The organism is Pseudidiomarina fusca (assembly GCF_032227045.1).
GTDB classification, from domain to species: Bacteria; Pseudomonadota; Gammaproteobacteria; order Enterobacterales; family Alteromonadaceae; genus Pseudidiomarina; species Pseudidiomarina fusca.
The window spans coordinates 61,680-85,999 of the sequence record NZ_JANFPJ010000003.1; the positions used below are offsets into that span (position 1 = coordinate 61,680).

Consider the following 24,320-nt stretch of genomic DNA (forward strand, 5'->3'; position numbering starts at 1 on the left):
ATGGCTGTACAACAGAATCGGAAAAGTCGTTCGAAGCGCGACATGCGTCGTTCTCACGATGCACTGAGCGGCCCTACACTGTCGGTTGATTCTACCTCTGGTGAAACGCATCGTCGTCACCATGTAACAGCTGATGGTTTCTACAAAGGCCGTAAAGTAATTAACAAGTAATAGTGACGGAAGTGAGGCTATGGCCACACTGACACTAGCACTTGATGCAATGGGGGGCGATCATGGCCCCTCAGTTGTTATTAGCGCGCTTGCACAGGCGCTAACAACATTTCCTGAGGTTCACTTTATTGTCGTTGGCGATGAAGCAGAACTGACGCCTTTATTGCAACAGCAACAGCTGCTGCAACACCCTCAAATTACTCTCAAGCATGCCAGCCAAACGGTCACTATGACCGACAAGCCGGGCTACTCTCTGCGTGCTAAACCAGATTCATCCATGCGCGTTGCACTCGAATTAGTTGCTAATGAAACAGCGGCAGCCTGTGTGAGTGCCGGAAATACCGGCGCCTTGATGACCAAAGCCTACTTTACCTTAAAGACCTTGCCAGGCATTTTAAGGCCAGCCTTGATGTCGGCGATTCCACAACAGCAGGGTAAATTAGCTTTTATGCTTGATTTAGGTGCCAATCCTGTATGTGATTCAGACACCTTGTTTCAGTTTGGGGTGATGGGTGCCGAAGCCGCGCACCAGGTCTTAAAAATCGAGCGCCCACGGGTAGCTTTACTGAATATGGGTGAAGAAGAAATCAAAGGTAATGACGTGGTAAAAGCCACGGCTGCCTTGTTACAAGCTTCTGAACACATCGACTACATAGGTTTCATTGAAGGCGATGATTTATTTTCTGGCAAAGCAGATGTGATTGTTTGTGATGGTTTTGTCGGCAATATCGCTTTAAAAAGCTGTGAAGGATTAGCTGATTTATTGCTCGATAATATCAAATCAAACATTAATGCTCACTGGTTAACTCGTTGGTTTGTTAAGCTTTTTTACCAGCGCCTGCAAAAATCATGGGATTGGCTGAAGCCCGACCACTATAATGGTGCAAGTCTGATAGGATTACGTGGCGTTGTGATTAAAAGCCACGGTGATGCCAATGCTCGTGCATTTTTTAGTGCCATTGAGCAAGCTGTGGAAGAAGCACAACGGGATCTACCTGGGCGAATTCGCGACCGAGTAGAGCAAGTTCTGTTAGCACAGGAATAAATGTTACATGCATGCAAAGATTGTAGGCACTGGGCATTATTTACCAGCTCAGCGTCTCACTAATGCAATGCTGGAAGAACGTGTAGACACCAGCCATGATTGGATTGTTGAGCGTACCGGTATTCATGAACGGCGCGTAGCTACTACCGCAGAAAGTGTGGTTACTATGGGGGCAGCCGCCGCTCGATTGGCTCTTCAACAAGCTCAAATGAGCGCCGATGATTTAGATCTTATCGTGGTGGCCACCACCTCTGGTGAACGAGCATTTCCTAGCGTAGGCTGTGAAATCCAAGCAGCACTCACGCACCGTAACGTACCCGCTTTTGATGTGGCTGCGGCCTGTTCAGGCTTTATTTTCGCCTTAAGTGTGGCGGATCAGTACATTCGTGCTGGTACTTATCAGCGAGTTTTAGTGATTGGTGCTGACGTGTTATCACGCTTATGCGATCCTGATGATCGCAATACTATTGTGCTGTTCGGTGATGGTGCCGGCGCCGTCGTGTTGCAAGCTAGCGATAGCGCTGGAATTGTGTCGACCCATTTACATAGTGCCGGTGAATTTGCAGACTTACTTGGTGCCAACCATCCGCGCCGTCATCAGCCAGAGGCGTTAAGCGAAGCCTGGATGTACATGAAAGGCAATGAAGTCTTTAAAGTAGCGGTAAACAAATTAAGTGAGCTGGTTGGCGAGACGCTAGCAGCGAATCAATTAACGGCTAGCCAATTAGACTGGTTAGTTCCTCATCAAGCCAATATGCGGATTATTAAAGCTACCGCAAAGAAGCTACAGATGCCCATGGAGCAAGTGGTAACGACCTTAAGTTACACCGGTAATACGTCGGCGGCATCGGTGCCAATAGCGCTGGATGTAGCAGTTCGCGATGGTCGTATCCAACGTGGGCAACGGCTACTGCTAGAAGCTTTTGGTGGCGGTTTTGCTTGGGGCTCAGCGTTAGTTGTGTATTGATTATCATCAGAATGAAATAAAAGGATAGCATGATGCGTGCTTATGTTTTTCCCGGTCAGGGGTCGCAAACTGTAGGTATGTTAGCAGAGCTTGCGGCAGAGTTTCCGCAGGTCGAGCAGACCTTTGCTGAAGCCAGTGACGTGCTTGGCTATGATTTGTGGCAGTTAACCCAGCATGGTCCGGCCGAGCAACTGAATGAAACGCAGCGCACTCAACCAGCGCTGTTGGCTGCTAGTGTGGCTTTGTATCGGGTGCTGGTAGCCCAAGGTGTGGCGGTGCCAGAATTCATGGCCGGACATAGTTTAGGTGAATACTCAGCGCTGGTTTGTGCTGGGGTGATAGAGTTTACTGATGCGGTGCAATTGGTGGCTCATCGTGGCGAGTACATGCAGCAAGCAGTGCCAGCTGGGGTAGGTGGCATGGCAGCGATCATCGGGTTAGATGATGCCGCTGTAATAGCTGCTTGCCAAGAAGCAGCCGGAGACGAGGTGGTGGCCGCAGTTAACTTTAACTCGCCAGGCCAGGTGGTTATTGCCGGCCATGCTGCGGCCGTAGAGCGTGCCTCGGCAGCCTGTAAAGAAGCAGGAGCAAAGCGAGCGTTACCGTTGCCCGTCAGTGTGCCATCCCATTGTCAACTGATGCAGCCGGCCGCCGAGCGTTTGGCAGTGGATTTAGCAGCGCTGACGCTGCATCAGCCGCAAGTACCGGTCATCAACAACGTTGACGTGGTAGCTCCGCGTGAACCTGATGCTATTCGTGATGCCTTAATTAGACAGCTGTATTCGCCCGTACGCTGGACTGAGACTATCGAAAGTTTAGCAGCGCAAGGCGTGACTGAAGTGTACGAAGTGGGTCCAGGTAAAGTTTTAACGGGCTTGATCAAACGCATTGATAAAAATCTGCAGACAGACGCGCTCAATACCATCGATAGTATGCAAAGCGTCATAAAAGGAAGCAACCATGAGTGAATTATTTAAATTAACGGGACAAGTGGCGTTAGTCACCGGCGCGAGTCGCGGTATTGGTAAGGCGATTGCTGAGCAATTAGTGGCGCAAGGTGTAACTGTGGTAGGTACCGCAACGACTACGGCCGGTGCAGAAGCTATTTCTAGTTATTTAGGCGAGCACGGGGTTGGCGTCGCATTAGATGTCACCGCAGATGAAAGCGTGGCTAGTATCTTAGCTTTCATTGATGAAACCTATGGTCAACTTGATATCTTAGTTAATAACGCCGGCATTACCAAAGATAATCTGCTGATGCGAATGAAAGAAGATGACTGGGATAGCGTTTTAGACACCAACTTAAAGTCTGTGTTCAGACTCAGTAAAGGGGTGCTACGCGGTATGATGAAGCGTCGCCATGGTCGTATTATCAATATTTCTTCGGTGGTGGGTACCACGGGTAATCCGGGCCAGGTGAATTACTGTGCAGCCAAAGCTGGAGTCGTCGGCTTTACTAAATCATTAGCGCAAGAAATTGCGGCTCGCGGAATTACAGTAAATTGCGTGGCGCCAGGTTTTATTGATACTGATATGACAAAAGCGCTGACAGAAGATCAAAAACAAGCTATTTTTAGCAATATACCAGCAGCAAGACTGGGTAAACCAGAAGAAATAGCTGCAGCCGTGGTGTTCTTAGCATCACCGGGTGCAGCCTACATCACCGGTGAAACAATTCATGTTAACGGTGGCATGGCGATGGTGTAACAAGCCAGTTAGTTCAAGTAAAGTTGTGCTTAAGGGGTACGACCTCTCGGGTAAAGCGCAATTTTTGCTTTATTAATGGCGACGCATTCACTACACTAAGCCCAATTTTGAACGGGTGACCTAAATTTCAAGGGACATACAATGAGTAATATCGAAGATCGCGTAAAGAAAATTATTGTTGAACAACTAGGTGTTAAAGAAGAAGAAGTGAAACCAGAAGCTTCTTTTGAAAATGACCTAGGTGCTGACTCACTAGATATCGTTGAGTTAGTTATGGCTTTAGAAGAAGAGTTTGGTACTGAAATTCCAGACGAAGAAGCTGAAAAGCTGAAAACTGTGCAAGCAGCAATCGATTACGTGAACAATCACGCAAACGACTAAGTTCTAAGCAAGCGCAGAGGCGGAATGAAAATTCCGCCTTTTTTTTGCATGTGGATGAATGGCCAGCCCCTTACTCAAACTTCTCTAGACCGTGGTCTACAATTTGGCGACGGACACTTCACTACGTTAGTTATTCAGGCCGGTACGATCCAGGCTTGGTCGTCTCATTGGCAACGCCTTCAGTACGCCAGTCAGCAGTTACGGATGCAACTACCCAGCGCCGATGAAGTGCTGCACTTACTGCAGCAGATTGCCCAACAACATCCTCAGAGTGTCATCAAAATTATTATAACTCGTGGCGCAAGTGCTCGCGGTTATCGCTTAGATCACCAAGCTAGGGGCCACTGGTACGTGCAGCGCTCAGATCTACCACCTTGGTCAGCACGCCCGTTACGAGTGGCGTTAGCGCATTTTAAGTTAGCGCAGCAGCCTATGTTAGCTGGTTTAAAAAGCTTAAACAGATTAGAGCAGGTGTTGCTTAGCGATGAATGTGAACAACGTGGTTTTGATGATTTATTAGTCACAGACACACAAGCGAACATTATTGAAGCAACCAGTAGTAATATCTTTTGGTATGATGGTAAGCAATGGTGCACACCGCGCTTAGAGCAAGCTGGAATTGCCGGTGTGGTAAGAAAACAATTGATTGATAAACAAATCATTGGCAAGGTAAAGCTTACTAAACTAAGGCCCGCAGAATTAGCGCAAGTAGAACAAATGTTTGTGTGTAATTGTGTGTTAGGGCCGCGGCCAATAGCCGCTATTGATGACCGAATGCTAGCCATGCCAGAGTTACCAAAGGAACTTAATCAGTGGGATGTAAACGCCTCGTTATTGCTAGCTTAATTGCTTGCCTGCTTGTGCTTGCTGGGGGTATTGCTGCCTTTGGTTATGGTGCTTGGTTGCTTAAACAACCCTTAGGTTTAGCAGATGACGTGTTGCTGGAAGTTAAGCCAGGTACCCATGCGCGTAGTCTGTTGCATCAGTTACAACAACAAGGTGCGCAGCTTGAAGTCACTCCAAGTTATCTAGCAAGTCGCATCTTGGTTACTCCGCATCATTTACAAGCTGGGGTTTATGCGATTACGCCAACACATACCTTGCAGCAAGTATGGCAAGAGTTGCAAGCCGGTAAACAACATCAATTTCAAGTGAGTTTGATCGAGGGGATGACGTTGCAGCAAGTGTTGGCTCGGTTGCAAGCAAGTCCATATTTAGCCAGTGAGCCGTTGCAGCAATTGGCCGCGAACGACGGTGAGGCATTGTTAGCTTTGCTAGGACGTGAGCTAGGCCGCGATTATCAGCAACTGTTTGATGAGACTCCGGCAACGTTGGAAGGCTTGTTTTTTCCGGAAACCTACCATTATCGCGCCTATACCTCTGCGCTTGATATTTTGCGGGCTGCGTACGATAAAATGCAGCAGCAATTAGCGCAAATTTGGCAGCAACGAGACGCTGATTTGCCCTATGCAAATGCTTATGAGTTGCTTATCATGGCATCCATTATTGAAAAAGAAACAGGGATCACTGGCGAGCGAGCTACTGTTGCTTCGGTGTTCGTAAACCGTTTGCGTGCCGGCATGCGGCTGCAATCGGATCCAACAACAATCTACGGCATCACTGATTTTGATGGTAATTTAACCCGAGCTCATTTGCGCGAGCAGACTGCTTATAACACCTATCGGATTAAACGTTTACCACCAACGCCAATAGCTATGCCAAGTCGGGCGAGTTTGTTAGCAGCGGCCCATCCCGCCTCAACGGATTATTTTTACTTTGTTGCGGACGGCTCTGGCGGGCATGTTTTTTCCAAAACCTTAGCCGAGCACAACGCCGCGGTAAATCGCTATCAGCGCCAACAACCCTAAGCTATAACGGAAAGCTATGAACGGAAAATTTATTGTAATTGAGGGCCTAGAAGGGGCCGGCAAGAGTACCGCAATAGCTTGTGTGATGGCTTATCTGCAGCAACACAAGCTGCAACCTGTAACGGTACGCGAGCCCGGTGGCACCCCGCTAGCTGAGGCAATACGAGATTTAGTGAAGCAGCAGTGGCAAGAACAACTCACTGCAGAAACAGAATTATTACTGATGTATGCCAGTCGTTCGCAGTTGGTGGCCAATGTGATCAAACCGGCGCTAGCGCAACAACAGTGGGTGGTTGCTGACCGTCATGATTTGTCCTCACGAGCTTACCAAGGGGGTGGGCGCCAGCTAGGTGATGCTAAGCTTCAAGCATTAAAAAACCTCGTCTTAGGTGACTTTGTGCCAGACCTAACGTTACTCCTAGATATCGATCCTCAGGTGGGACTGCAGCGAGCACGCAGTCGTGGTGATTTAGATCGCATCGAGCAAGAGCATGTCAGTTTCTTTGAGCGAACGCGGCAACGCTATCTGGAGATTGCAGCAGCGGATCCTTCTATTAAGGTGATTGCTGCGGATCAATCCATTGAGCAAGTGCAACAGCAAATCATTGCTGTACTTGATGAGTACCTTGTTCGTTTGGGGTTACGCTAGATGAGTGCGCCTTGGCTACGTTTACCTTGGCAGGAGCTGGTGCAGGCTCAACGCCAACAACAATTGAGTCATGCTCATTGCATTCCGTGGCAGCCAGCGTTAGGCACGGACGTGTTTATCGATGCCTTTATCGCGTTGCTACTATGCCAGCAGCCAAGCGGTAAGGCCTGTGGTACCTGCAAAAGTTGTTTGTTATATAAAGCTCATACCCATCCCGATTACCATCAGGTAGACGTTGCCGAAGGTAAAACGACCATCGGCGTTGATGCTATCAGAGCGCTGACCGAAGCGCTGCAAGGCACAGCAACCCAGCAAGGCAACAAGGTTGCTTGGATTCAGCATGCCGACAGGATGACTGTAGCGGCGGCGAATGCGTTGTTAAAAACCTTAGAAGAGCCAACTGCCAACACCTATTTGATTTTGAGCCCAGAACGCACCAGTCAGTTATTACCGACGTTACGCAGCCGGATGCGACTCCATCGTTTTTCTGCACCGGCGCTACCAGATCTACAAGCATGGCTTGAGCACCAGTTACAGCAACCCTTGAGCAAGGCGCAGCAGCAATTGATGCAGCGTTATGCGCAGGCACCCTACACAGCATTGGCAAAGGTGCAAGCAGGCAACGATGACAGCGTAGCTGAGCTTGAACTCCTGCTACAAGTGCTGGCGGGTCAGGGCAATTGGCCGCTACTGACTAAGGGCAATTGGCTGGGCTATCTAGATGCCAGTGCCAAGCTGTTACAAGAGCTTATTCGAGTAAGCCAAAGATTACCTGAACAACGTTTGAACTATCCAGAGCTGCAGCAACAGCTAACCAGCTTATTGGGCGTAAAGGGCTACTCGGTTAGTCAGCTAAACCAGTGGCTGCACCTATGCTATACTTTGCGTCAGCAAACAGAGCAGCAACCAGGCTTGAATGGCCCGTTATTATTACAACAACAGTGGTTATTATGGACTTAGAGCAGCGACCGATAGAATCACCTTTGGTGAAAAAACGCATTGTGTTGAATTCAGAGGCACAACTGCGCCGTTACTATATGCCTTTCATTAAAGGCGGAGGCATGTTTCTTAATACCGATGAGCCACTCGGTATAGGCGATGAGTTTTTGCTCGAAGTTCGCCTGTTCGGTGAGCACAACTCAGTGCTAGTTAAAAGCAAAGTTATATGGTTGGCGCCCTCTAAGCCTAGCCGCCCTGAACAACAAGGGGTAGGGGTGCAATTTGTTGACGATAAAGCCATGTTAAAAAACATGATTGAGTCAAAGTTAGCTGCCATCAGTGATACTGCACTAGCCACTGCTACCATGTAGCCCTTGTAGCTGATGGCTATTTGATTAAATAATAAACACACCGTTATAGGAGTCCTTGTGTTTATCGATTCACACTGTCATTTAGACAAAATTGATTTAGCCGACTTTGGTGGCGATTTCGCGCAACTAATAGACACGGCTCGCGCCGCCCAAGTTGAACGTATGCTATGTATTGGCGTTACTCTCGAAGAGTTTCCCGCAATGGCCGAGCTGGTGGCCGACTATGAAGATATCTACCTAAGCTGTGGTGTGCATCCCTTGTATGTCGCTAAACACCCCTTACAGCAGCATCTACTGCGTGATTTAGCCAAACACGAACGAGTTGTAGCTATTGGTGAAACCGGCTTGGATTACTATTACGATGCCGACAGTAAAAAGGTACAGCAAGAGAGCTTTGCTTATCACATTGAGTTAGCTAACGAACTTCACAAGCCATTAATTATCCACACCCGCGATGCTCGTGAGGACACTTTAAGTATGTTAAAAGAGGGCGGTGCTGAGCGTTGTGGAGGTGTGCTGCATTGCTTTACTGAATCGTTAGAAATGGCGCAGCGAGCCATTGATGAACTGGGCTTTTACATTTCAATTTCAGGCATCGCATCGTTTCGTAGTGCGACTGAGTTGCGTGAAGTGGTTCAAGCTATTCCGTTGCAACATCTATTAATAGAAACCGATAGCCCTTGGTTAGCGCCGGTACCACACCGGGGTAAACAGAATCATCCTGCGCTCGTTGCGGATGTGGCAAAATGTGTTGCCGACATCAAAGGTTGCAGTTTAGCTGAAGTTGCGGCAGTGACTAAGAATAATTTTTTCAAGTTATTTCAAGGCGCTAATTAAGGATTGTGTAAAAATCCAGCTAAAAGTTAGCAAATGTAGAAAATTTGTCTACACTCAAATCATGAGTTCCTTTTAGTTTTAGCGCACGGCTCAATCCCTTGAGCCATTCCCCTTGCTCGGGACAACCTTGGATTGGTCCCGAGCATTTTTTTGTCTGCAATCTACTGCTTGCAAATCGAATTAAGCAGTTAATTCACCGCGTAAATTAGTTTCTAGTAGGGTATTAATCTGAGTCTGACTTAAGTTTTGCGATAACAAATAATGTAACTTCGTCAGTGCTGCTTCAATGGTCATATCATGGCCACTAACCACTCCCACTTGGGCTAAGGCATTGCCCGTGGCGTACCCCCCCATGTTCACCTTACCTTTAAAGCATTGGGTACAATTGAGTACCACAGTACCAGCCGCAATTGCGCGCTCTAAACTAGCCAGCAACGCTGGATCTTGTGGCGCATTGCCAACCCCATAACTTTGCATGATAAGAGCCTTCACGGGCTGCTGAAGCATGTTGTCAAAGATCGCAGCCGATATGCCTGGGTAAAGGGTAACCACGCCAACTGGCTGAGGCGTTACTGCGGTTAAGCGCAACGGCTCATTCCCTAAGGCTTGGATTTTGCCCTCTTGCAGGGTGATTTGAATGCCGGCCTTTAATAACGGCGAAAAGTTGGGTGAGGCAAATGCGTTAAAGCCATTCGCATCGGCTTTGGTTGCTCGATTACCTCTGAACAGGGTGTTGTTAAAAAATAAACCAACTTCATGAATGGGATAATTAGCTGCTATGTACAAAGCATTTAATAAGTTGGTTTGACCATCTGAGCGCAACGCCGCGAGCGGTATTTGCGAACCGGTAATAATCACCGGTTTAGCCAAATTTTCGAACATGAAGGAGAGGGCTGATGCGGTGTAGGCCATGGTATCGGTGCCATGGAGGATCACAAAGCCATCGTAAGCTTGGTAGTTGCGTTGAATGTCCTCAGCAATATGAAGCCAATCAGCGGGCGACATGTCAGACGAGTCCATGAGCGGCTGGTATTCGTGAATGGTGAAATTGGGCATTTCGTCACGAAAGAATTCCGGCATATTGTGTACGCATTCTGTTAAAAAGCCAGCCGCAGGGACGTATCCCTGGGCTGACTTTTGCATACCTATCGTGCCGCCGGTATAGGCAACATAAATATTTTTTTTAGTCATTTAGTTTAGTTTGCATAACTCACACAAAGCATACACACCGTTCGGGTCATTGAATTTAGAGGTTGCTTCAACTTCTTCCCATAAGCTGTATAGCTGCGCTTTAAGTGGATTCTGTTCGGTGCTGCGTAGCTCGCTCGGAACTAACAAACTAGCTTGACCAAACAACTCTTGCATAAATTGCTCACGTGGACTCAGATCATTGCTCACGGTCACCACGTCGTAGTCACTGACACCAGCTCGGGTGGCCGCAGCGCTAATGGCATCATCAAGTTCACCTAATTGGTCAACTAAACCCAACTCTTTGGCTTTGCGCCCGGTCCAAATCCGCCCCTGAGCCACCTCGTGCACGGCATCGTAACTCATGTTGCGACTTTCGGCTACCATACCAACAAAATCACGGTAGAACTTTTCGATGGATACTTGCACTAGATAGCGGCCGTTATCATCGATACCACGAGTAATATCTAATACCGGCAAATCTGTGGTGTGGTAACCATCGTTGTACACGCCAAATTCGTTTAGCGCTTTTTCGATGGTAAAGAACATACCAAAAACGCCAATCGAACCAGTAATGGTGGTAGGAGTGGCCCAAATCTCATCGGCGCTAGCGGCAATCCAATAACCACCTGATGCAGCAACCGAGCTCATTGAGGCAATCACTGGGATGCCTGCTTTTTTCAGTTCTAGCACCTCTTGGCGAATCACTTCTGAGGCAAAGCCACTGCCGCCTGGGCTATCAATACGCAACACCACAGCTTTGGTATCTTCGTCTAGGCGTGCTTTACGCAGTAGGGCAGCGGTACTATCTCCGCCAATACTACCAGGTTTGGCTTGGCCATCAGAAATAACACCACGAGCTACAACAATGGCAATTTCTGCCTTGTCTTTATGTTCGCTGCTGTCCTCTAACTGCTCCGCTTGACCGTTAAGAGCAGCTAAATATTGTTCGTGGTTGATTTGACGCCAGCTTTTTTCATCGTCATTAAGGCCGGTAATTCCAATCATTTCAGCACGGAATTGTTCACGACTGTAGAGAGCGTCAACTAATCCAGTATTCAGGGCTAGTTGCGCCATATCATTGTCATACTGAGTCAGAGCTTGACGGAAATCATCCATTTTGCCACTTAGCATCAATGGGCTGATTGAACGTAATTGGCTTAGGTCATCCATGTAGGTGTCCCACAACTCGTCATACAACTCTTTGTTCGCGGCTAGCGCTTCATCAGACATATCGTTGCGGGTGTAGGGTTCTACCGCCGACTTAAAGGCACCCACTTTAAAGACATGAGCAGTAATGTTGAACTTCTCTAAGAAATCTTTGAAGTAGAGATTGTAGCCACCAAAACCTTCGAACATCATCGACCCGAGTGGGTTCAAATAAATGGTATCCGCATGGGCTGCCACATAATATTGGTTTTGAGTGTAATTATCGGCATAAGTTACTACAGGTTTACCAGCACTGCGAAAATCAAGTAAGGCCTGGCCCAATGCTTGCATTTTGTTACTGCCGCCACCAGCGAAGTTACTCAGATTTAACTGAATACCACTGATGCGATCATCAGTTTTAGCCTGTTCGATGCTTTCTAACACGTCAACGAGTAAGACTTCAGGAAGTTGACTCCCGCCACCGAAGGCTTCATTAAAGAACTGGTCCACGGGGTCGACCCAAGTTTCTTCTTCAACCAAGATACCATTCAGTTGCAGCACCAACATGCCATTTTCAGGTACCTTAACTTGTTCTTCCTCAGCGACAAGTAGCCCTAAAACTAAAATTAAAACAAGAAAAAATACCGCATTGACAATCAACTTTCGGAAAAAGTTGATCAATCCAAATAGCTTTTTAAAGACTGAAGCAATCCCGCTCATATAAAATGTTCCTACTCTAAATTAAGACTTACTACGAAGATTACAGCAGATTTTTTTGAGAAACTAGTCAGACAATGTAACAGAGCGTGATCATTTGTTAAGCTATGCATTATTTAGCGCTGCAGCTGCAGATAATTAACCTGAGGACACCATGCAAGCCATTGAATTATTAACGACTCGTTCATCTATGCCTCGGTTAGTTGCACCTGGGCCAACTCATGAACAATTACAATTGATGTTTCAGGCCGCTTGCAGAGCACCTGATCACATGGCCTTGATGCCGTATTCTTTTACGCTTTATCAAGAGCAGGGGCGCGCTAAGTTGGGCACAATATTTGCCAGTGCCGCAAAGGCTCGCGAGCTTAATGAAACGCAAGTGGCACAAGCCCAAGAACTGCCTTTGCGAGCACCTGCAGTGATTATGGTAGCAATGCGGGCACAGCAACACGACAAAGTACCGCGCGATGAGCAACTGGCCTGCGCTGCCTGCGCCACCTTATTGCTGCAGCAAGCTGCGTTCGCACAAGGGTTAGGGGCCATCTGGCGTACTGGATGGTTAGCCGAAGATGAGGTGGTTAAAGCTCAACTTGGCTTAGCGCCAGCCGATGCTATCGTTGGCTTTTTATACGTTGGTACGCCAGCGGTCGCTACGCCCATCAAGCCTGATAAAGATTGGCAGAGTAAAGTTGAGATAGTGGAGTAATAACTTAGGCTCACAACGAACAACGCCGAGGGGTTACTCGGCGTTGTGACAGCAGCAGCTACTTAAACGGGTAGCCCAATAGCGTCTTAGAAATCAGCGTTTTTCGGAGCCCGCGGGAACGGGATCACATCACGGATGTTACCCATTCCAGTAACATAGGTGACCAAGCGCTCAAAGCCCAAGCCAAAGCCGGCATGAGGAACTGTGCCGTAACGGCGTAAATCACGGTACCAACCGTAGTGCTCAATCGGCAAGCCCATCTCTTGCATGCGCGTATCAAGGCGATCTAAGCGCTCTTCACGGGCGCTACCACCTATAATTTCACCAATACCTGGCGCTAACACGTCCATGGCTGCGACGGTTTTGCCGTCATCATTTTGGCGCATGTAGAATGCTTTGATGTCCTTCGGATAGTTCTTCAGAATAATAGGCGCACCTACATGTTCTTCAGCTAAATAACGTTCGTGCTCAGATTGTAAATCCATGCCCCATTCAACGGCGTACTCAAACTTCTTGCCACAGTTTTGCAAGATTTCGACCGCAGTGGTGTAATCCATGTGCACGAACTTATTGCTGACCACATGCTGTAAGCGATTAAGGACATCTTTATCCACCCGTTGCTGGAAGAAGGCCATGTCATCGGCACGTTCGCTTAATACCGCATTGATACAGTATTTCAGCATATCTTCAGCTAAGTCTGCGATATCGTTAAGATCGGCAAAGGCGAGCTCTGGCTCAACCATCCAAAATTCCGCTAGGTGACGACTGGTGTTTGAGTTCTCAGCACGGAACGTGGGGCCAAAGGTGTAGATTTTAGATAGTGCACAGGCGTATGTTTCACCGTTAAGCTGACCTGATACTGTCAAGAAGGCTTCTTTACCAAAAAAATCCTTACTGAAATCAACATCACCTTGTTCAGTGCGCGGTAAGTTGAGTAAATCCAAGGTAGATACCCGGAACATCTCGCCAGCGCCTTCGGCATCTGAGGCGGTGATGATTGGGGTCGCAACCCACATGTATCCGCGCTCATGAAAGAAGCGGTGAATTGCTTGCGCTAAACAGTTGCGAACACGCATCACGGCCCCGGTGATATTAGTACGTGGGCGTAAGTGAGCAAATTCACGCAAATATTCCATCGAGTGCGGTTTGGGCGACATCGGATAGGTGTCAGGATCTTCAACAAAGCCAAATACTTGTACGGCTGTGGCTTGCAACTCGAAAGATTGACCTTTGCCGGCAGATTCAGCCACCGTACCTGTCACCGCAACGCTACAACCGGTCGTGAGTTTTAACACGTCATTGTCGTAATTATCGAGTTGATTTGGAACTACAGCCTGAATTGGATCAAAACAAGAACCGTCATGCACATTGATAAAAGAAATTCCTGCTTTTGAATCGCGGCGGGTACGAACCCAACCACGAACAGTAACTTCTTCACCAACGGCAATTTTCCCCGATAAAACATCGACAATGGTAGCGCAGGACATGGGCCTAAAAACTCCGTTTGTTGAACAAATAAAAAGACAGTGAGTTAACACATCACAAATAGACCGTTATGTTACCTTGCTTTGCGTCAGACTCAAGCGAAAATCAACGCCTTTCTACCTGTTTCACGATTTCTTGCATGGCAAGGGTTAAACAAGCAAGTTGTTCGGGGCTAATAATGAAGGGTGGCATGATGTACAGCAATTTGCCAAAGGGTCGAATCCAAGCCCCATGAGCAACGGCAATACGCTGGGCTTCAGCAACATCTAAGGGGGCTTGCATTTCAACCACACCAATAGCTCCGAATACTCTGACCTCGGCAACGCAGGCATACTGCACCAAATGGGCAAGTTGTTGCTGCAGCGATTGCTCTATTTGCGCTACTTGTTGCTGCCATGGCGACGCCAATAGCAGTTCAATGCTGGCACAAGCGACCGCGCAGGCAAGTGGGTTAGCCATAAACGTCGGGCCATGCATAAAGGTACCGCCTGCGGGTCCATGACTGATGGTGGTAGCAATGTCAGTGGTGGTTAATACCGCCGCAAGCGTCATGTAACCACCGGTTAATGCCTTCCCTAAGCACATAATATCGGGGCTGATTGCAGCATGTTCACAAGCAAACAAGGTGCCAGTGCGGCCAAATCCGGTAGCAATTTCATCGGCAATCAACAACACCTGATAGTGGTCACAGAGTTCTCGGATTTTGCGCAAATAGTTTGGATGATAAAAACGCATACCGCCAGCTCCTTGCACTATCGGCTCGAGGATAACCGCGGCTAGTTCTTGCTGATGTTGCTGTAACAGGTGCTCGATGGCGTCGGTTGCCGAGTCTAGCCACTGCTGCGTTGGGGTGATTTCAGGGCAGGGGGCAAATAATTGCTGACGTACACTATTTTGAAAGAGCCCATGCATACCATTTACGGGATCGCACACCGACATCGCCGCAAAGGTATCGCCATGATAACCACCGCGGATGGTAGCTAAACGATTTTTCTGCGGTTGTTGCCGTGCCACCCAGTATTGCACAGCCATTTTGATCGCAACCTCCACCGCAACTGAGCCTGAATCAGCAAGAAAAACCTGTTGCAATGGTGCTGGGGTAAGTTCCACTAAGTGTTTACAGAGAGCAATGGCTGGGGCGTGGGTAATACCCCCAAACATCACATGGCTCATGTGCTGCAATTGCTCACTGACGGCCTGATTGAGCTGTGGATGATTGTAGCCATGGATTGCTGCCCACCACGATGACATGCCATCAACCAAATGGCGACCGTCGCTGAGGATTAGCTCGCAGCCTGTTGCTGCTGCCACCGGATAGGTAGGCAGTGGCTTAGCAAACGAGGTGTAGGGATGCCAGATATGTTGCTGGTCAAAAAGTAAATCTGCCTGACTGATTTTGGTCATTAATTCATCGCTTGTTATTTTATCGGTAATTATTAAGTTGACAGCTTAAAATGTCGAAGTAGGCTATGCAATAAGTGAATGAGCTATTGGATATTAGAGCGAGAGTTATGGCAGCTAGTGATGCAGTGAGGCACGATTGGAGTGCAACCGAGTTAGAGCAGTTATTTGAATTGCCTTTTAATGATTTGCTGTTTCAGGCACAGCAAGTTCATCGGCGTCATTTTGACGCTAATGCAGTGCAGGTTAGTACCCTGTTATCGATCAAAACAGGCGCCTGTCCGGAAGATTGCAAATACTGTCCGCAAAGCGCCCATTACCGCACTGATGTCGACAAAGAACGGTTGTTGGCAGTGAAAAAGGTTTTAGCAGAGGCAGAGGCAGCAAAAGCAGCTGGAGCCAGCCGTTTTTGCATGGGAGCCGCTTGGCGTAATCCCAAAGATCGTGACATGCCATACTTAATTGAGATGATTCAAGGGGTGAAACAGCTTGGGTTAGAAACCTGCATGACGCTGGGGATGTTAACGCCCCTGCAAGCTAAATCGCTACAACAAGCAGGACTGGATTATTACAATCATAATTTAGATACCTCACCAGAATTCTACGGTGAAATTATAACGACACGAACCTATCAAGACCGCTTGGCTACGCTACAACATGTTCGTGATGCCGGCATGAAAGTCTGTGCCGGCGGCATTGTTGGCATGGGTGAGAGTCGGCATGATCGCGCTAGTCTTATTAGCCAATTGGCACAGTTACCCCAGCATCCTGAGAGTGTACCTATCAATATGTTGGTGAAAGTTAAGGGAACGCCTTTTGCTGAGCTGGAGGATCTTGATCCGTTTGAATTTGTGCGCACCATTGCGGTTGCTCGAATTGCTTTACCCACCTCCTTTGTGCGTTTATCAGCTGGCCGGGAGTCGATGCCCGATACCATGCAAGCTTTATGTTTTATGGCTGGTGCTAACTCTATCTTTTATGGCGAGCGGTTATTGACTACGGCCAATCCGGGTACTGATAGCGATCAGGTCTTGTTTCAACGGCTTGGCATCAAACCACTACAACATACCGATTATGCGGATGAAGTACACCAAAGCGTGATAGCCGATGCGATTCAAGAGCAACGCCAACCTACACTCTATTATCCGGCTAAATAGGAGCAGGTGGCGAGATGCATCGGCAGGTAACTGATGCGCTGCAACACGCAGCATCTCAGCGCCAACAGCAACAACGTTGGCGTCAACCGCAAGTGCGACCTCAAGGGGTGTTGCTAGCTAGTAATGATTATCTAGGTTTGAGCGAACACCCCCAAGTTATTGCTGCCTACCAGCAAGCGTTGCAGCAATATGGTACGGGTAGTGGTGGTTCGGCGTTAGTGTGCGGCACCCAATCGCCGCATCTTTACTTGCAGCAACAATTAGCTGACTGGTTGGAACGCGATAATGTCTTACTGTTTAGTAGTGGTTTCGCGGCCAATTTTAGTAGCTTGCTGCAGCTTGGCAAACTCTACAGCAAAATCCATGTCGACCGCTTAGCGCATGCCTCGCTTATTGATGGCATGCGCGCTAGTGGGGTGCGCTGGCAGCGTTTTGCTCATAATCGGTTGGCGCCTTTGCTGCCTGAATTAACGGCGACAGATCAGGCGCACTTAGTTGTAACCGAGAGTGTCTTTAGTATGGACGGCGACAGTCCCTGTCTAGCACAACTGCGGCAAGTGGCGGAACATGCCGATCTTTATGTCGACGATGCGCATGGTCTCGGCGTGGTTGGTGCCGACGGTCGCAGCATTGGTGGGGTGATGAATCAACGCCAATTGCCGCTGCTGATGGTGACCTTTGGTAAGGCGCTGGGGGTAGGCGGTGCAGCAGTGTTAGCGCCCACAGCTGTGATTGACTATCTTCATAATCATGCCCGAGAGTACATTTATTCGACGGCAATAAGTGCGGCGCAAGCAGCAGCGGTGAGTGCCGCAATTAAGCTGGTGCAATCGGCAGAAGGCAGTTCGTTACGCCAGCGCTTGCAAGAAAATATCGCCCATGTCTCTCGGCTCGCAGCTGGGTACGGCATCCCCCTTATGGCAGCCACCAATACGGCCATTCAACTGGTGCCGGTGGGGACCGATAGCAAAGCGTTGCAGCTACAACAACACTTACGCAATCGAGGTTTTGTCGTGGCGGCGATTCGTCCGCCCACGGTGCCGCCAGGGCAAGCTCGGCTAAGACTAACCCTAAGTGCCAGCCATACACCGGCGGTGCTGACGCAATTGATGCAGGAGCTAGCCCAATGTCTGCAGCATTAACGCCCTTGCCGAGCCTGGCTCTAACGGCGGGTAAGCAGCAAGTAGCGCAACGTTTTGGTCGAGCGGCTAAGTCGTATCAACAGCATAACGAGTTACAACAACGTTGTGCGCAGGAGTTACTTCAGTTGCTGCCAGCCAAGGTAGGACAAGTGATTGATTTAGGCTGCGGTCCGGCGGTAAATACCATGGCTTTGGTGGCCCTGAGCACCGGTTACCTTGGCGTAGATATTGCCCCAGCCATGATTGCAGAAGCACAACGCCAGGTTCGCAGCGTTGAGCATCAACACACCGCAGTTAATTGGCTGATCGCCGACGCTGAATCTTTACCCTTGCCTGCTGCCTGTGTGGATACTATTTTTGCCAATTTATCGTTGCAATGGGTTGGCGATTTGGTAGCCACCATCACTCAATTTCATGCTCTGCTGCGTGCGCAAGGCTGTTTAGTCTTCAGTACCTTACTAGAGGGTTCGATGCAGCCGTTGGGAGCAGAACTACAAGCCTTACAAGGTGGGCAATGGAGCCATCGGCAATTCTATAGTGAAACCGAATTGCGGCAATTATTAGCCGCTTTACCCGGTTGGCAGCTTGAGTTTAAACGACTACCAGTGACGATCATGAATGATTCGGTGCTGGCTATGTTGAAAGACTTACAGGGGATAGGGGCCACCTACCGTGGCGACGTCAATAGGTGGCAGCACCAGGCGCAGTTACCGTCCGTGTTAAGTAAGTCTAAGTTACAGGCTTTGCAGGACAAAATGGCTAAGTATCGTAATGAGCAAGGCCGATTGCCTCTACACTGGCAAGTGGCGCTAGTGAAAATGACCAAACAGACAGATTGATAAGAGCCAACCATGGATAAATTGTTTATCGCAGGAACCGATACTGACGCTGGTAAAACTGTGGTTAGCGTGACCTTGTTGCATGCACTACAAGCACAGGGCCGGCGTTGTCTCGCACTAAAACCGGTAGCCGCTGGTGCTACCTGGCGGCTGCATGAAGGCCAAGAGCGGTGGATGAATGATGATGCCGAAGCTTTGCAGCAAGCGCTGGCAACAACCTCTCATCAGCAAACCTACGACCAAGTTAACCCTTATTGCTTTGCAGAACCTATCGCCCCCCATATCGCTGCCGAGCATGCGGAACAAGAGTTAGTGTTGGCTGATATTTTGCAGCATATCAGAACATTAGAACAGTTGCCGGCTGAGGTTCTAGTGATTGAGGGGGCCGGTGGCTGGTTAGTCCCGCTGAATGCACAACAAAGCATGGCAGATATTGCTGTGCAGTCTGCAGCTCAAGTGATCCTGGTAGTAGGGCTAAAACTCGGTTGTATTAATCATGCGTTACTGACAGCTGCGGCCATTAGTGCCAGTGGTGCCAATTTAGTTGGCTGGGTGGCGAACCAACCGCAGCCGCAGCCGATGGTCGAACAAGCCGCAAATATCGCCAGCTTAGAGCAGCGCCTATCAGCACCTTGTTTAGGTGTTTTGCCCTATTGTCCGACTTGGCGCCAAGGGCACTTGGTTGATTACTTAGCAACTAACCAATTACTGCAGTCGCTGTTGGCCGCCAATTCAAGCTTGTCGCCTGCTAAGAAGGCATAGCCAGGATGCGGTCCTAACAGTTGCATGGTGTCGCCAGTAACTTTCAAGGCAGTGCCTTCTTTGATCGCCAATACCGGTGTTGCAGGATCAACCAGCATAAATTCAGCCAAGCGTTGATCACGGGTTTCACCATGAAAGCCAGGGGCTTGATAGTCACTGTAATGAGGGTTTAATTGAAAAGGTACCAACTGCAGGGCCTTAAACGATGGCGGCTCGATGATCGGCATATCGTTGGTGGTACGAATAGTAAGCCCGGCAATGTTGGCGCCAGCACTCCAACCCGCATAAGGCATACCGGCAGCTACTTTATTAGCAATAAGCTTGAGTAAGTCATGTTGATAGAGCCGATTGAGCAACTGAAAGGTGTTACCACCGCCAATCATGATGGCACTGGCTTCATACACGGCTTGTTGTGGATGACTAAAGCTCTCAATGCCTTCTAGGGTAAAGGGTAAGTCCGCCAAGGCTGCCGCTACTTTGGCCGTGTAGGCGGTATCACCCAAGCCAACCCCCGCATAGGGTATAAACAACACTTTACTGGCGCTGGCAAAATGTTCGCGTAGCCAAGCTTTGCTGTGTTCTAGATAATCCGTTTGGCCAGCTTTTGAGCTACTCATTAATAAAAGTTTTGAGTGATTTGCCATGTGAGTACTCCGACAGCGTTAAAAGATACGCTATAAGCTAACAGAATTGACTGAAAAAAGCAGTTAAAGACCTTGTTTTTAGATACTTTTAACCCTATAACAAGGCTACGTTCAGGCAATTTTGTACGGGTGTTCCGTAGGATTTTATTAGAGGTAAATTCAGTATGTTGCGGATTGCATTATTTCTAGCCACTAACCTTGCCATTTTGTTGGTTTTGGGTGTGGTCATGAATGTTCTTATGCCAGCTTTAGGTGTTGATACCTCGGGTTACAGCGGTTTGTTGATCTTTGCTGCCGTATTCGGCTTTGGTGGCGCCTTTATCTCATTGGCTATGTCAAAGTGGATGGCGAAACGCGCTGTCGGTGCACAGGTGATTAGTCAGCCTCGCAATCAAACGGAGCAATGGTTATTACGAACCGTACAACGGCAAAGTCAACAGGCCGGAATTCCGATGCCAGAGGTGGCCATCTATGATTCGCCTGAGCCTAATGCATTCGCAACCGGAGCCAGTAAAAAAAGCTCGCTCGTTGCGGTAAGTACCGGGCTTATGCGCAATATGACCCAAGACGAAGTGGAAGCCGTACTAGCCCATGAGATCAGTCATATCGCCAATGGCGATATGGTTACTTTGACCCTCATTCAAGGGGTGGTGAACACCTTTGTCATTTTCTTTGCACGAGTAATTGCGAGCGTGATTGATAATGCAACCCGCAGTAATTCTCAGAATGGTCAAGGTTTAGGTGGTATTGCCTACTTTGCTATTGTGATGGTGTTAGAATTGGTCTTCGGTATTTTGGCCAGTATCATTGTCATGTGGTTTTCACGTCAGCGCGAATTTCGGGCCGACGCTGGCGCTGCCAAACTCGTCGGTGCGCATAAAATGGTGGCAGCGCTGCGCCGCCTACAAGGTGCTCCAGAGTCAACTCTGGATGGCTCTATGATGGCTTTCGGTATTCAAACCAAACGCAGCTTTAGTGAATTATTTATGAGTCATCCACCGTTAGCTAAACGTATTCAAGCCTTACAACAAGGCCGTTAATCATCAATAGGAAAGAGAATGACCCATTGGAGTGCCCGTAGCTGGCGGGATAAACCAATTCAGCAGCAACCGCAGTATCCTTCGGCGCAACAATTGCAGCAAGTAGAACAGCAATTAAAAAGTTTTCCGCCGTTGGTCTTTGCCGAAGAAATTCGAGCCCTACGCAAACAGTTGGCACAGGTGAGCTTGGGCCAGGGCTTTTTGCTGCAAGGTGGCGATTGTGCCGAGAGTTTCAGTGATTTCACTGCGCCGAAAATCCGCGATACCTTCAAGGTGATTCTGCAGATGGCGATCGTCATGACCTTTGCTGGCTCATGCCCGGTGACCAAGGTTGCTCGCATGGCTGGCCAATATGCTAAACCGCGCTCCAGCGACACCGAGACCCAGGACGGTGTAGAGCTGCCGATTTATCGTGGTGATATTATTAATGGAGTTGATTTTAACGAAGGCCAACGGATTGCTGATCCGCAACGGATGTTGCAGGCTTATCATCATTCAGCTGCTACCTTGAATCTATTGCGTGCTTTTGCGCAGGGTGGTCTTGCTGATTTGCACAAGGTGCATAAATGGAATATGAGCTTTGTGGCAGCTAATCCACTGAAAGAACAATATTTACAAGTAGCGGAACAAATCCAATCAGCGCTGAAGTTTATGGAAGTGTTGGGGATCACCTCGGCCACCAATGCCACTATTCACGAAACCCAGTTGTTCACTTCACATGAGGCTCTGTTACTGCCGTACGAAGAAGCCTTAACCCGTACCGACACGCTTACTGGCTTGCCCTATGATTGTTCGGCTCACATGGTTTGGATAGGCGAGCGCACGCGTCAATTAGATCACGCTCACGTAGAGTTTATGCGTGGCATTCATAACCCAGTCGGTGTTAAAATAGGTCCAACCACCAAGCCTGATGATGTGATCCGATTGTTGGATGTGCTTAATCCAGAGAATGAAGCCGGCCGGATGACTTTGATCACCCGGATGGGGGCGAATAATCTGGCCGAAGCATTGCCGCATCTGGTGCGCAAAGTGAAAGCCGAAGGCCGTCATGTGGTGTGGTCGAGCGATCCTATGCATGGTAATACGGTGAAGGCTGATAACGGTTTAAAAACTCGTAACTTTGATGCGATTCACCAAGAGTTGCGACAGTTTTTTGCTGTGCATCAGGCGGAAGGCACTTACCCAGGTGGGGTGCATTTAGAAATGACGGGCGAAGACGTTACCGAGTGTACCGGCGGCGCTTATCAAATCAGTGAAAAAGACTTAACACAGCGCTATCGCACCCAGTGCGACCCGCGGTTAAATGCGGATCAAGTGTTAGAGTTAGCCTTTTTAGTCGCTGATTCATTGAAAGAAGCGCGCCAAGGTCGCGGTTAAATTTTTTGACATTTTCGAGGTTAAAGCAGTATATGTCACAGGCACAGGTTGAAACTACAGAGCAAGTTACTGAATTTTTTAATAACTTATGGCAAGACTATATTAAGTTAACGCCATCTGCAGCAAAGGTTCATGAAGTACTGGGCAAAGGTCGTGAAATTATTAATGACCATGTTGCCTTTCGTACCTTTAATATCGCGCCAGTACGCTTAGCAACGTTGGCTCAGCACTTTGAGGCAATGGGCTATCAAGCTTGTGAAGATTATCATTTTGAAGCCAAGAAGTTGGTTGCTAAGCATTACGAGCACAGCAATCCGGCGCTACCCAAGATCTTCATTTCAGAGTTATTAGTGGAAGAATTCTCTGACTCGCTGCAAACCATTGTGCGCAATCTGGTTGCGCAAATTGATCCGGCAGCCGTGGCCAGCCCAGACTTTCTTTATTCGGGTGCCCATTGGCAAATCAGCAGTGCTGACTACGAACAGCTGTTAGCTGAAAGTGAATATGCAGCTTGGATGGCGGCCTTTGGTTATCGCGCCAACCATTTCACCGTAAACGTGAATGAGCTACCTGATTATCAATCGCTCGAGCAAGTTAACCAAACTTTGAAAGAAGCGGGATTTAAATTGAATACTTCAGGCGGCGAAATCAAAGGCTCAAAAGAAGTGTTTTTAGAGCAGTCGTCAACGCTAGCAGACCATACGTTAGTGCGCTTTAGCGATATGGAAAAAACCATTCCTAGTTGCTTTTACGAGTTTGCTAAACGCTACGAAATAGCTCCTAACCGCCTTTATACCGGCTTTGTTGCTGCTTCTGCCGATAAAATCTTTGAAAGCACCAACGTGCGTGCCGAACAAGAAATGTAAAGCGTCATAAATAGCAAGACACCGGGTTAAAACCGGTGTCTTTCTATATTGGTCTCGGCCAAAATTTTAGCGGCAATCTCTTCTACCGAAAAGCGCGTTGAATCCAAAAATGGAATGGCTTCACGGCGGTACATTTTTTCTACTTCCTGCAATTCAAATCGACACTGCGGCAATGACGCGTAGGTGCTTCCTTCACGGCGCTTGCTGCGTATTTCGTGTAACCGTTGTGGGTCTAAGGTTAAACCAAAAATTTTATGACGATGGGGTTTTAACACCTTAGGCAGTTGCAAGTTTTCCATATTGTCATCTTCGGTTAACGGATAGTTCGCCGCTTTAATGCCATAATGCAGAGCTAAGTATAGGCTGGTAGGGGTTTTACCGGTACGAGAAACGCCCAGCAGAATGATATCAGCCTCGTCGTAATTCGCGACGTTACTACCATCATCGTTAGCTAGACTATAATTCACCGCATCAATCCGAAAATCGTAGTTTTCGCGCACGCCTGTGTCCTCTTGAATACCATGGGTGCGATGGGTTTTGGGTTGGGCTGGAATACCAAGCTCTTTACTGAGGGGCGCCACAAAATAATCTAAGAAGTCGTAGCAGCTGCCTTGGCTCGACATGATGATACGTTTTATGTCGATACTGACAAAGGTGTGAAAGATGACAGGACGTTCGCCAGAGTCGGCGTAAGCCTGATTAATTTTATTGACCGCAGCCGTAGCTTTCGCTTCTGTATCAATAAAAGCAAGGGTCTTATGAATCACTTTTAAAGGAAACATCGACAGCATAGCGCGACCAAAAGCCTCAGCGGTTAGCGCCGTACCGTCTGAGATGTAAAAGATTGTGCGCATAAAGGGCAAATTCCTAGCAGATAAAAGTACATAAGATGTTAACTTGTTGCCCCCCAGT

The 24,320-nt window shown here is 48.3% G+C and carries 26 protein-coding genes; 20 read left to right on the forward strand and 6 right to left on the reverse strand.

Annotated features, from left to right (window positions below):
- From rpmF to NOG12_RS02065, 12 genes are all read left to right on the forward strand, one after another.
- Entirely contained in the window at positions 1–171 is a 171-nt protein-coding gene (rpmF, locus tag NOG12_RS02010; RefSeq protein WP_026862145.1) for a 50S ribosomal protein L32, read from the forward strand.
- Positions 172–190: 19 nt separating this feature from the next.
- Entirely contained in the window at positions 191–1,216 is a 1,026-nt protein-coding gene (plsX, locus tag NOG12_RS02015) for a phosphate acyltransferase PlsX (RefSeq protein ID WP_110075141.1), read from the forward strand.
- A 7-nt stretch (positions 1,217–1,223) separates the two neighbouring features.
- Entirely contained in the window at positions 1,224–2,183 is a 960-nt protein-coding gene (locus NOG12_RS02020; protein WP_110075140.1) for a beta-ketoacyl-ACP synthase III, read from the forward strand.
- A gap of 29 nt (positions 2,184–2,212) precedes the next feature.
- Complete coding sequence (fabD, locus tag NOG12_RS02025) at positions 2,213–3,151, forward strand: ACP S-malonyltransferase (RefSeq protein ID WP_110075139.1); 939 nt, start codon at positions 2,213–2,215, stop codon at positions 3,149–3,151.
- Positions 3,144–3,890 (forward strand): 3-oxoacyl-ACP reductase FabG, encoded by a 747-nt coding sequence (gene fabG / locus NOG12_RS02030; RefSeq protein WP_110075138.1) that lies wholly within the window; start codon positions 3,144–3,146, stop codon positions 3,888–3,890. The genes fabD and fabG overlap by 8 nt, the downstream gene beginning before the upstream one ends.
- 141 nt (positions 3,891–4,031) lie before the next feature.
- Positions 4,032–4,271, forward strand: coding sequence for an acyl carrier protein (acpP, locus tag NOG12_RS02035; protein WP_110075137.1), 240 nt, complete (start codon positions 4,032–4,034; stop codon positions 4,269–4,271).
- Positions 4,272–4,295: 24 nt separating this feature from the next.
- Positions 4,296–5,117 (forward strand): aminodeoxychorismate lyase, encoded by an 822-nt coding sequence (gene pabC / locus NOG12_RS02040; protein WP_313932273.1) that lies wholly within the window; start codon positions 4,296–4,298, stop codon positions 5,115–5,117.
- A complete protein-coding gene (gene mltG / locus NOG12_RS02045; RefSeq protein WP_313932274.1) occupies positions 5,084–6,139 on the forward strand; it encodes an endolytic transglycosylase MltG in 1,056 nt (351 codons plus the stop codon). The genes pabC and mltG overlap by 34 nt, the downstream gene beginning before the upstream one ends.
- Positions 6,140–6,155: 16 nt before the next feature.
- Positions 6,156–6,788, forward strand: a complete 633-nt coding sequence (tmk, locus tag NOG12_RS02050; RefSeq protein WP_313932275.1) for a dTMP kinase — start codon at positions 6,156–6,158, stop codon at positions 6,786–6,788.
- Complete coding sequence (locus tag NOG12_RS02055; RefSeq protein ID WP_313932276.1) at positions 6,789–7,748, forward strand: hypothetical protein; 960 nt, start codon at positions 6,789–6,791, stop codon at positions 7,746–7,748.
- Complete coding sequence (locus tag NOG12_RS02060; protein WP_162014472.1) at positions 7,739–8,098, forward strand: PilZ domain-containing protein; 360 nt, start codon at positions 7,739–7,741, stop codon at positions 8,096–8,098. Before NOG12_RS02055 ends, NOG12_RS02060 begins: the two co-directional genes overlap by 10 nt.
- Positions 8,099–8,155: 57 nt before the next feature.
- Positions 8,156–8,935 (forward strand): TatD family hydrolase, encoded by a 780-nt coding sequence (locus NOG12_RS02065; protein ID WP_162014471.1) that lies wholly within the window; start codon positions 8,156–8,158, stop codon positions 8,933–8,935.
- A gap of 180 nt (positions 8,936–9,115) precedes the next feature.
- Here NOG12_RS02065 and ansA read toward each other — a convergent pair whose 3' ends face one another.
- Together ansA and sppA are read right to left on the reverse strand one after the other, a co-directional pair.
- Positions 9,116–10,126, reverse strand: coding sequence for an asparaginase (gene ansA, locus NOG12_RS02070; protein WP_153825673.1), 1,011 nt, complete (start codon positions 10,124–10,126; stop codon positions 9,116–9,118).
- Positions 10,127–11,992: a signal peptide peptidase SppA gene (gene sppA / locus NOG12_RS02075; protein ID WP_313932277.1), complete on the reverse strand. Its 1,866-nt coding sequence runs from the start codon at positions 11,990–11,992 to the stop codon at positions 10,127–10,129.
- A gap of 151 nt (positions 11,993–12,143) precedes the next feature.
- Here sppA and NOG12_RS02080 point away from each other — a divergent pair, with 151 nt between their 5' ends.
- The gene (locus tag NOG12_RS02080) at positions 12,144–12,695 is read left to right on the forward strand and encodes a nitroreductase family protein (protein ID WP_153825671.1); all 552 of its coding nucleotides are present in this window, start codon (positions 12,144–12,146) and stop codon (positions 12,693–12,695) included.
- An 86-nt stretch (positions 12,696–12,781) separates the two neighbouring features.
- Here the strand turns inward: NOG12_RS02080 and asnS are convergent, their stop codons facing one another.
- On the reverse strand, positions 12,782–14,182 hold the full coding sequence (asnS, locus tag NOG12_RS02085) for an asparagine--tRNA ligase (protein ID WP_313932278.1): 1,401 nt from the start codon (positions 14,180–14,182) through the stop codon (positions 12,782–12,784).
- A 103-nt stretch (positions 14,183–14,285) separates the two neighbouring features.
- Positions 14,286–15,584 carry an adenosylmethionine--8-amino-7-oxononanoate transaminase gene (gene bioA / locus NOG12_RS02090; RefSeq protein ID WP_313932279.1) on the reverse strand — a complete coding sequence of 433 codons (1,299 nt, stop codon included), beginning with the start codon at positions 15,582–15,584 and terminating at the stop codon, positions 14,286–14,288.
- Positions 15,585–15,691: 107 nt separating this feature from the next.
- Here bioA and bioB point away from each other — a divergent pair, with 107 nt between their 5' ends.
- The 4 genes from bioB to bioD are packed head-to-tail and all read left to right on the forward strand — an operon-like array spanning position 15,692 to position 19,481.
- Complete coding sequence (gene bioB, locus NOG12_RS02095) at positions 15,692–16,738, forward strand: biotin synthase BioB (protein ID WP_313932280.1); 1,047 nt, start codon at positions 15,692–15,694, stop codon at positions 16,736–16,738.
- A 14-nt stretch (positions 16,739–16,752) separates the two neighbouring features.
- A complete protein-coding gene (locus NOG12_RS02100) occupies positions 16,753–17,880 on the forward strand; it encodes an aminotransferase class I/II-fold pyridoxal phosphate-dependent enzyme (protein ID WP_313932281.1) in 1,128 nt (375 codons plus the stop codon).
- Positions 17,865–18,719 carry a methyltransferase domain-containing protein gene (locus NOG12_RS02105; RefSeq protein ID WP_313932282.1) on the forward strand — a complete coding sequence of 285 codons (855 nt, stop codon included), beginning with the start codon at positions 17,865–17,867 and terminating at the stop codon, positions 18,717–18,719. Before NOG12_RS02100 ends, NOG12_RS02105 begins: the two co-directional genes overlap by 16 nt.
- A gap of 12 nt (positions 18,720–18,731) precedes the next feature.
- Entirely contained in the window at positions 18,732–19,481 is a 750-nt protein-coding gene (gene bioD / locus NOG12_RS02110; protein ID WP_313932283.1) for a dethiobiotin synthase, read from the forward strand.
- Here bioD and pepE read toward each other — a convergent pair.
- Positions 19,406–20,125: a dipeptidase PepE gene (gene pepE, locus NOG12_RS02115; protein ID WP_153825664.1), complete on the reverse strand. Its 720-nt coding sequence runs from the start codon at positions 20,123–20,125 to the stop codon at positions 19,406–19,408. The two genes, bioD and pepE, sit on opposite strands and share 76 nt — an antisense overlap.
- Positions 20,126–20,289: 164 nt before the next feature.
- On the opposite strand from pepE, the gene htpX reads away from it, so the two are divergent.
- Genes htpX through NOG12_RS02130 form a run of 3 tightly spaced genes read left to right on the forward strand, consistent with a single transcriptional unit; the run spans position 20,290 to position 23,408 of the window.
- Entirely contained in the window at positions 20,290–21,165 is an 876-nt protein-coding gene (gene htpX, locus NOG12_RS02120; protein WP_313932284.1) for a protease HtpX, read from the forward strand.
- 18 nt (positions 21,166–21,183) lie between these two features.
- The gene (locus NOG12_RS02125) at positions 21,184–22,542 is read left to right on the forward strand and encodes a class II 3-deoxy-7-phosphoheptulonate synthase (RefSeq protein WP_313932285.1); all 1,359 of its coding nucleotides are present in this window, start codon (positions 21,184–21,186) and stop codon (positions 22,540–22,542) included.
- 32 nt (positions 22,543–22,574) lie between these two features.
- Positions 22,575–23,408: a DUF1338 domain-containing protein gene (locus NOG12_RS02130; protein ID WP_313932286.1), complete on the forward strand. Its 834-nt coding sequence runs from the start codon at positions 22,575–22,577 to the stop codon at positions 23,406–23,408.
- Positions 23,409–23,434: 26 nt separating this feature from the next.
- Here NOG12_RS02130 and ppsR read toward each other — a convergent pair whose 3' ends face one another.
- The gene (gene ppsR / locus NOG12_RS02135) at positions 23,435–24,262 is read right to left on the reverse strand and encodes a posphoenolpyruvate synthetase regulatory kinase/phosphorylase PpsR (RefSeq protein ID WP_313932287.1); all 828 of its coding nucleotides are present in this window, start codon (positions 24,260–24,262) and stop codon (positions 23,435–23,437) included.
- Positions 24,263–24,320: the final 58 nt, after the last annotated feature.

Excerpts from the sequence above, each read along its gene's own strand:
- rpmF (WP_026862145.1), top strand. The coding sequence starts at position 1 with ATGGCTGTACAACAGAATCGGAAAAGTCGTTCGAAGCGCGACATGCGT.
- plsX (WP_110075141.1), top strand. The coding sequence starts at position 191 with ATGGCCACACTGACACTAGCACTTGATGCAATGGGGGGCGATCATGGC.
- NOG12_RS02020 (WP_110075140.1), top strand. The coding sequence starts at position 1,224 with ATGCATGCAAAGATTGTAGGCACTGGGCATTATTTACCAGCTCAGCGT.
- fabD (WP_110075139.1), top strand. The coding sequence starts at position 2,213 with ATGATGCGTGCTTATGTTTTTCCCGGTCAGGGGTCGCAAACTGTAGGT.
- fabG (WP_110075138.1), top strand. The coding sequence starts at position 3,144 with ATGAGTGAATTATTTAAATTAACGGGACAAGTGGCGTTAGTCACCGGC.
- acpP (WP_110075137.1), top strand. The coding sequence starts at position 4,032 with ATGAGTAATATCGAAGATCGCGTAAAGAAAATTATTGTTGAACAACTA.
- pabC (WP_313932273.1), top strand. The coding sequence starts at position 4,296 with ATGAAAATTCCGCCTTTTTTTTGCATGTGGATGAATGGCCAGCCCCTT.
- tmk (WP_313932275.1), top strand. The coding sequence starts at position 6,156 with ATGAACGGAAAATTTATTGTAATTGAGGGCCTAGAAGGGGCCGGCAAG.
- NOG12_RS02055 (WP_313932276.1), top strand. The coding sequence starts at position 6,789 with ATGAGTGCGCCTTGGCTACGTTTACCTTGGCAGGAGCTGGTGCAGGCT.
- NOG12_RS02060 (WP_162014472.1), top strand. The coding sequence starts at position 7,739 with ATGGACTTAGAGCAGCGACCGATAGAATCACCTTTGGTGAAAAAACGC.
- ansA (WP_153825673.1), bottom strand. The coding sequence starts at position 10,126 with ATGACTAAAAAAAATATTTATGTTGCCTATACCGGCGGCACGATAGGT.
- sppA (WP_313932277.1), bottom strand. The coding sequence starts at position 11,992 with ATGAGCGGGATTGCTTCAGTCTTTAAAAAGCTATTTGGATTGATCAAC.
- NOG12_RS02080 (WP_153825671.1), top strand. The coding sequence starts at position 12,144 with ATGCAAGCCATTGAATTATTAACGACTCGTTCATCTATGCCTCGGTTA.
- asnS (WP_313932278.1), bottom strand. The coding sequence starts at position 14,182 with ATGTCCTGCGCTACCATTGTCGATGTTTTATCGGGGAAAATTGCCGTT.
- bioA (WP_313932279.1), bottom strand. The coding sequence starts at position 15,584 with ATGACCAAAATCAGTCAGGCAGATTTACTTTTTGACCAGCAACATATC.
- bioB (WP_313932280.1), top strand. The coding sequence starts at position 15,692 with ATGGCAGCTAGTGATGCAGTGAGGCACGATTGGAGTGCAACCGAGTTA.
- NOG12_RS02100 (WP_313932281.1), top strand. The coding sequence starts at position 16,753 with ATGCATCGGCAGGTAACTGATGCGCTGCAACACGCAGCATCTCAGCGC.
- NOG12_RS02105 (WP_313932282.1), top strand. The coding sequence starts at position 17,865 with ATGTCTGCAGCATTAACGCCCTTGCCGAGCCTGGCTCTAACGGCGGGT.
- bioD (WP_313932283.1), top strand. The coding sequence starts at position 18,732 with ATGGATAAATTGTTTATCGCAGGAACCGATACTGACGCTGGTAAAACT.
- pepE (WP_153825664.1), bottom strand. The coding sequence starts at position 20,125 with ATGGCAAATCACTCAAAACTTTTATTAATGAGTAGCTCAAAAGCTGGC.
- htpX (WP_313932284.1), top strand. The coding sequence starts at position 20,290 with ATGTTGCGGATTGCATTATTTCTAGCCACTAACCTTGCCATTTTGTTG.
- NOG12_RS02125 (WP_313932285.1), top strand. The coding sequence starts at position 21,184 with ATGACCCATTGGAGTGCCCGTAGCTGGCGGGATAAACCAATTCAGCAG.
- NOG12_RS02130 (WP_313932286.1), top strand. The coding sequence starts at position 22,575 with ATGTCACAGGCACAGGTTGAAACTACAGAGCAAGTTACTGAATTTTTT.
- ppsR (WP_313932287.1), bottom strand. The coding sequence starts at position 24,262 with ATGCGCACAATCTTTTACATCTCAGACGGTACGGCGCTAACCGCTGAG.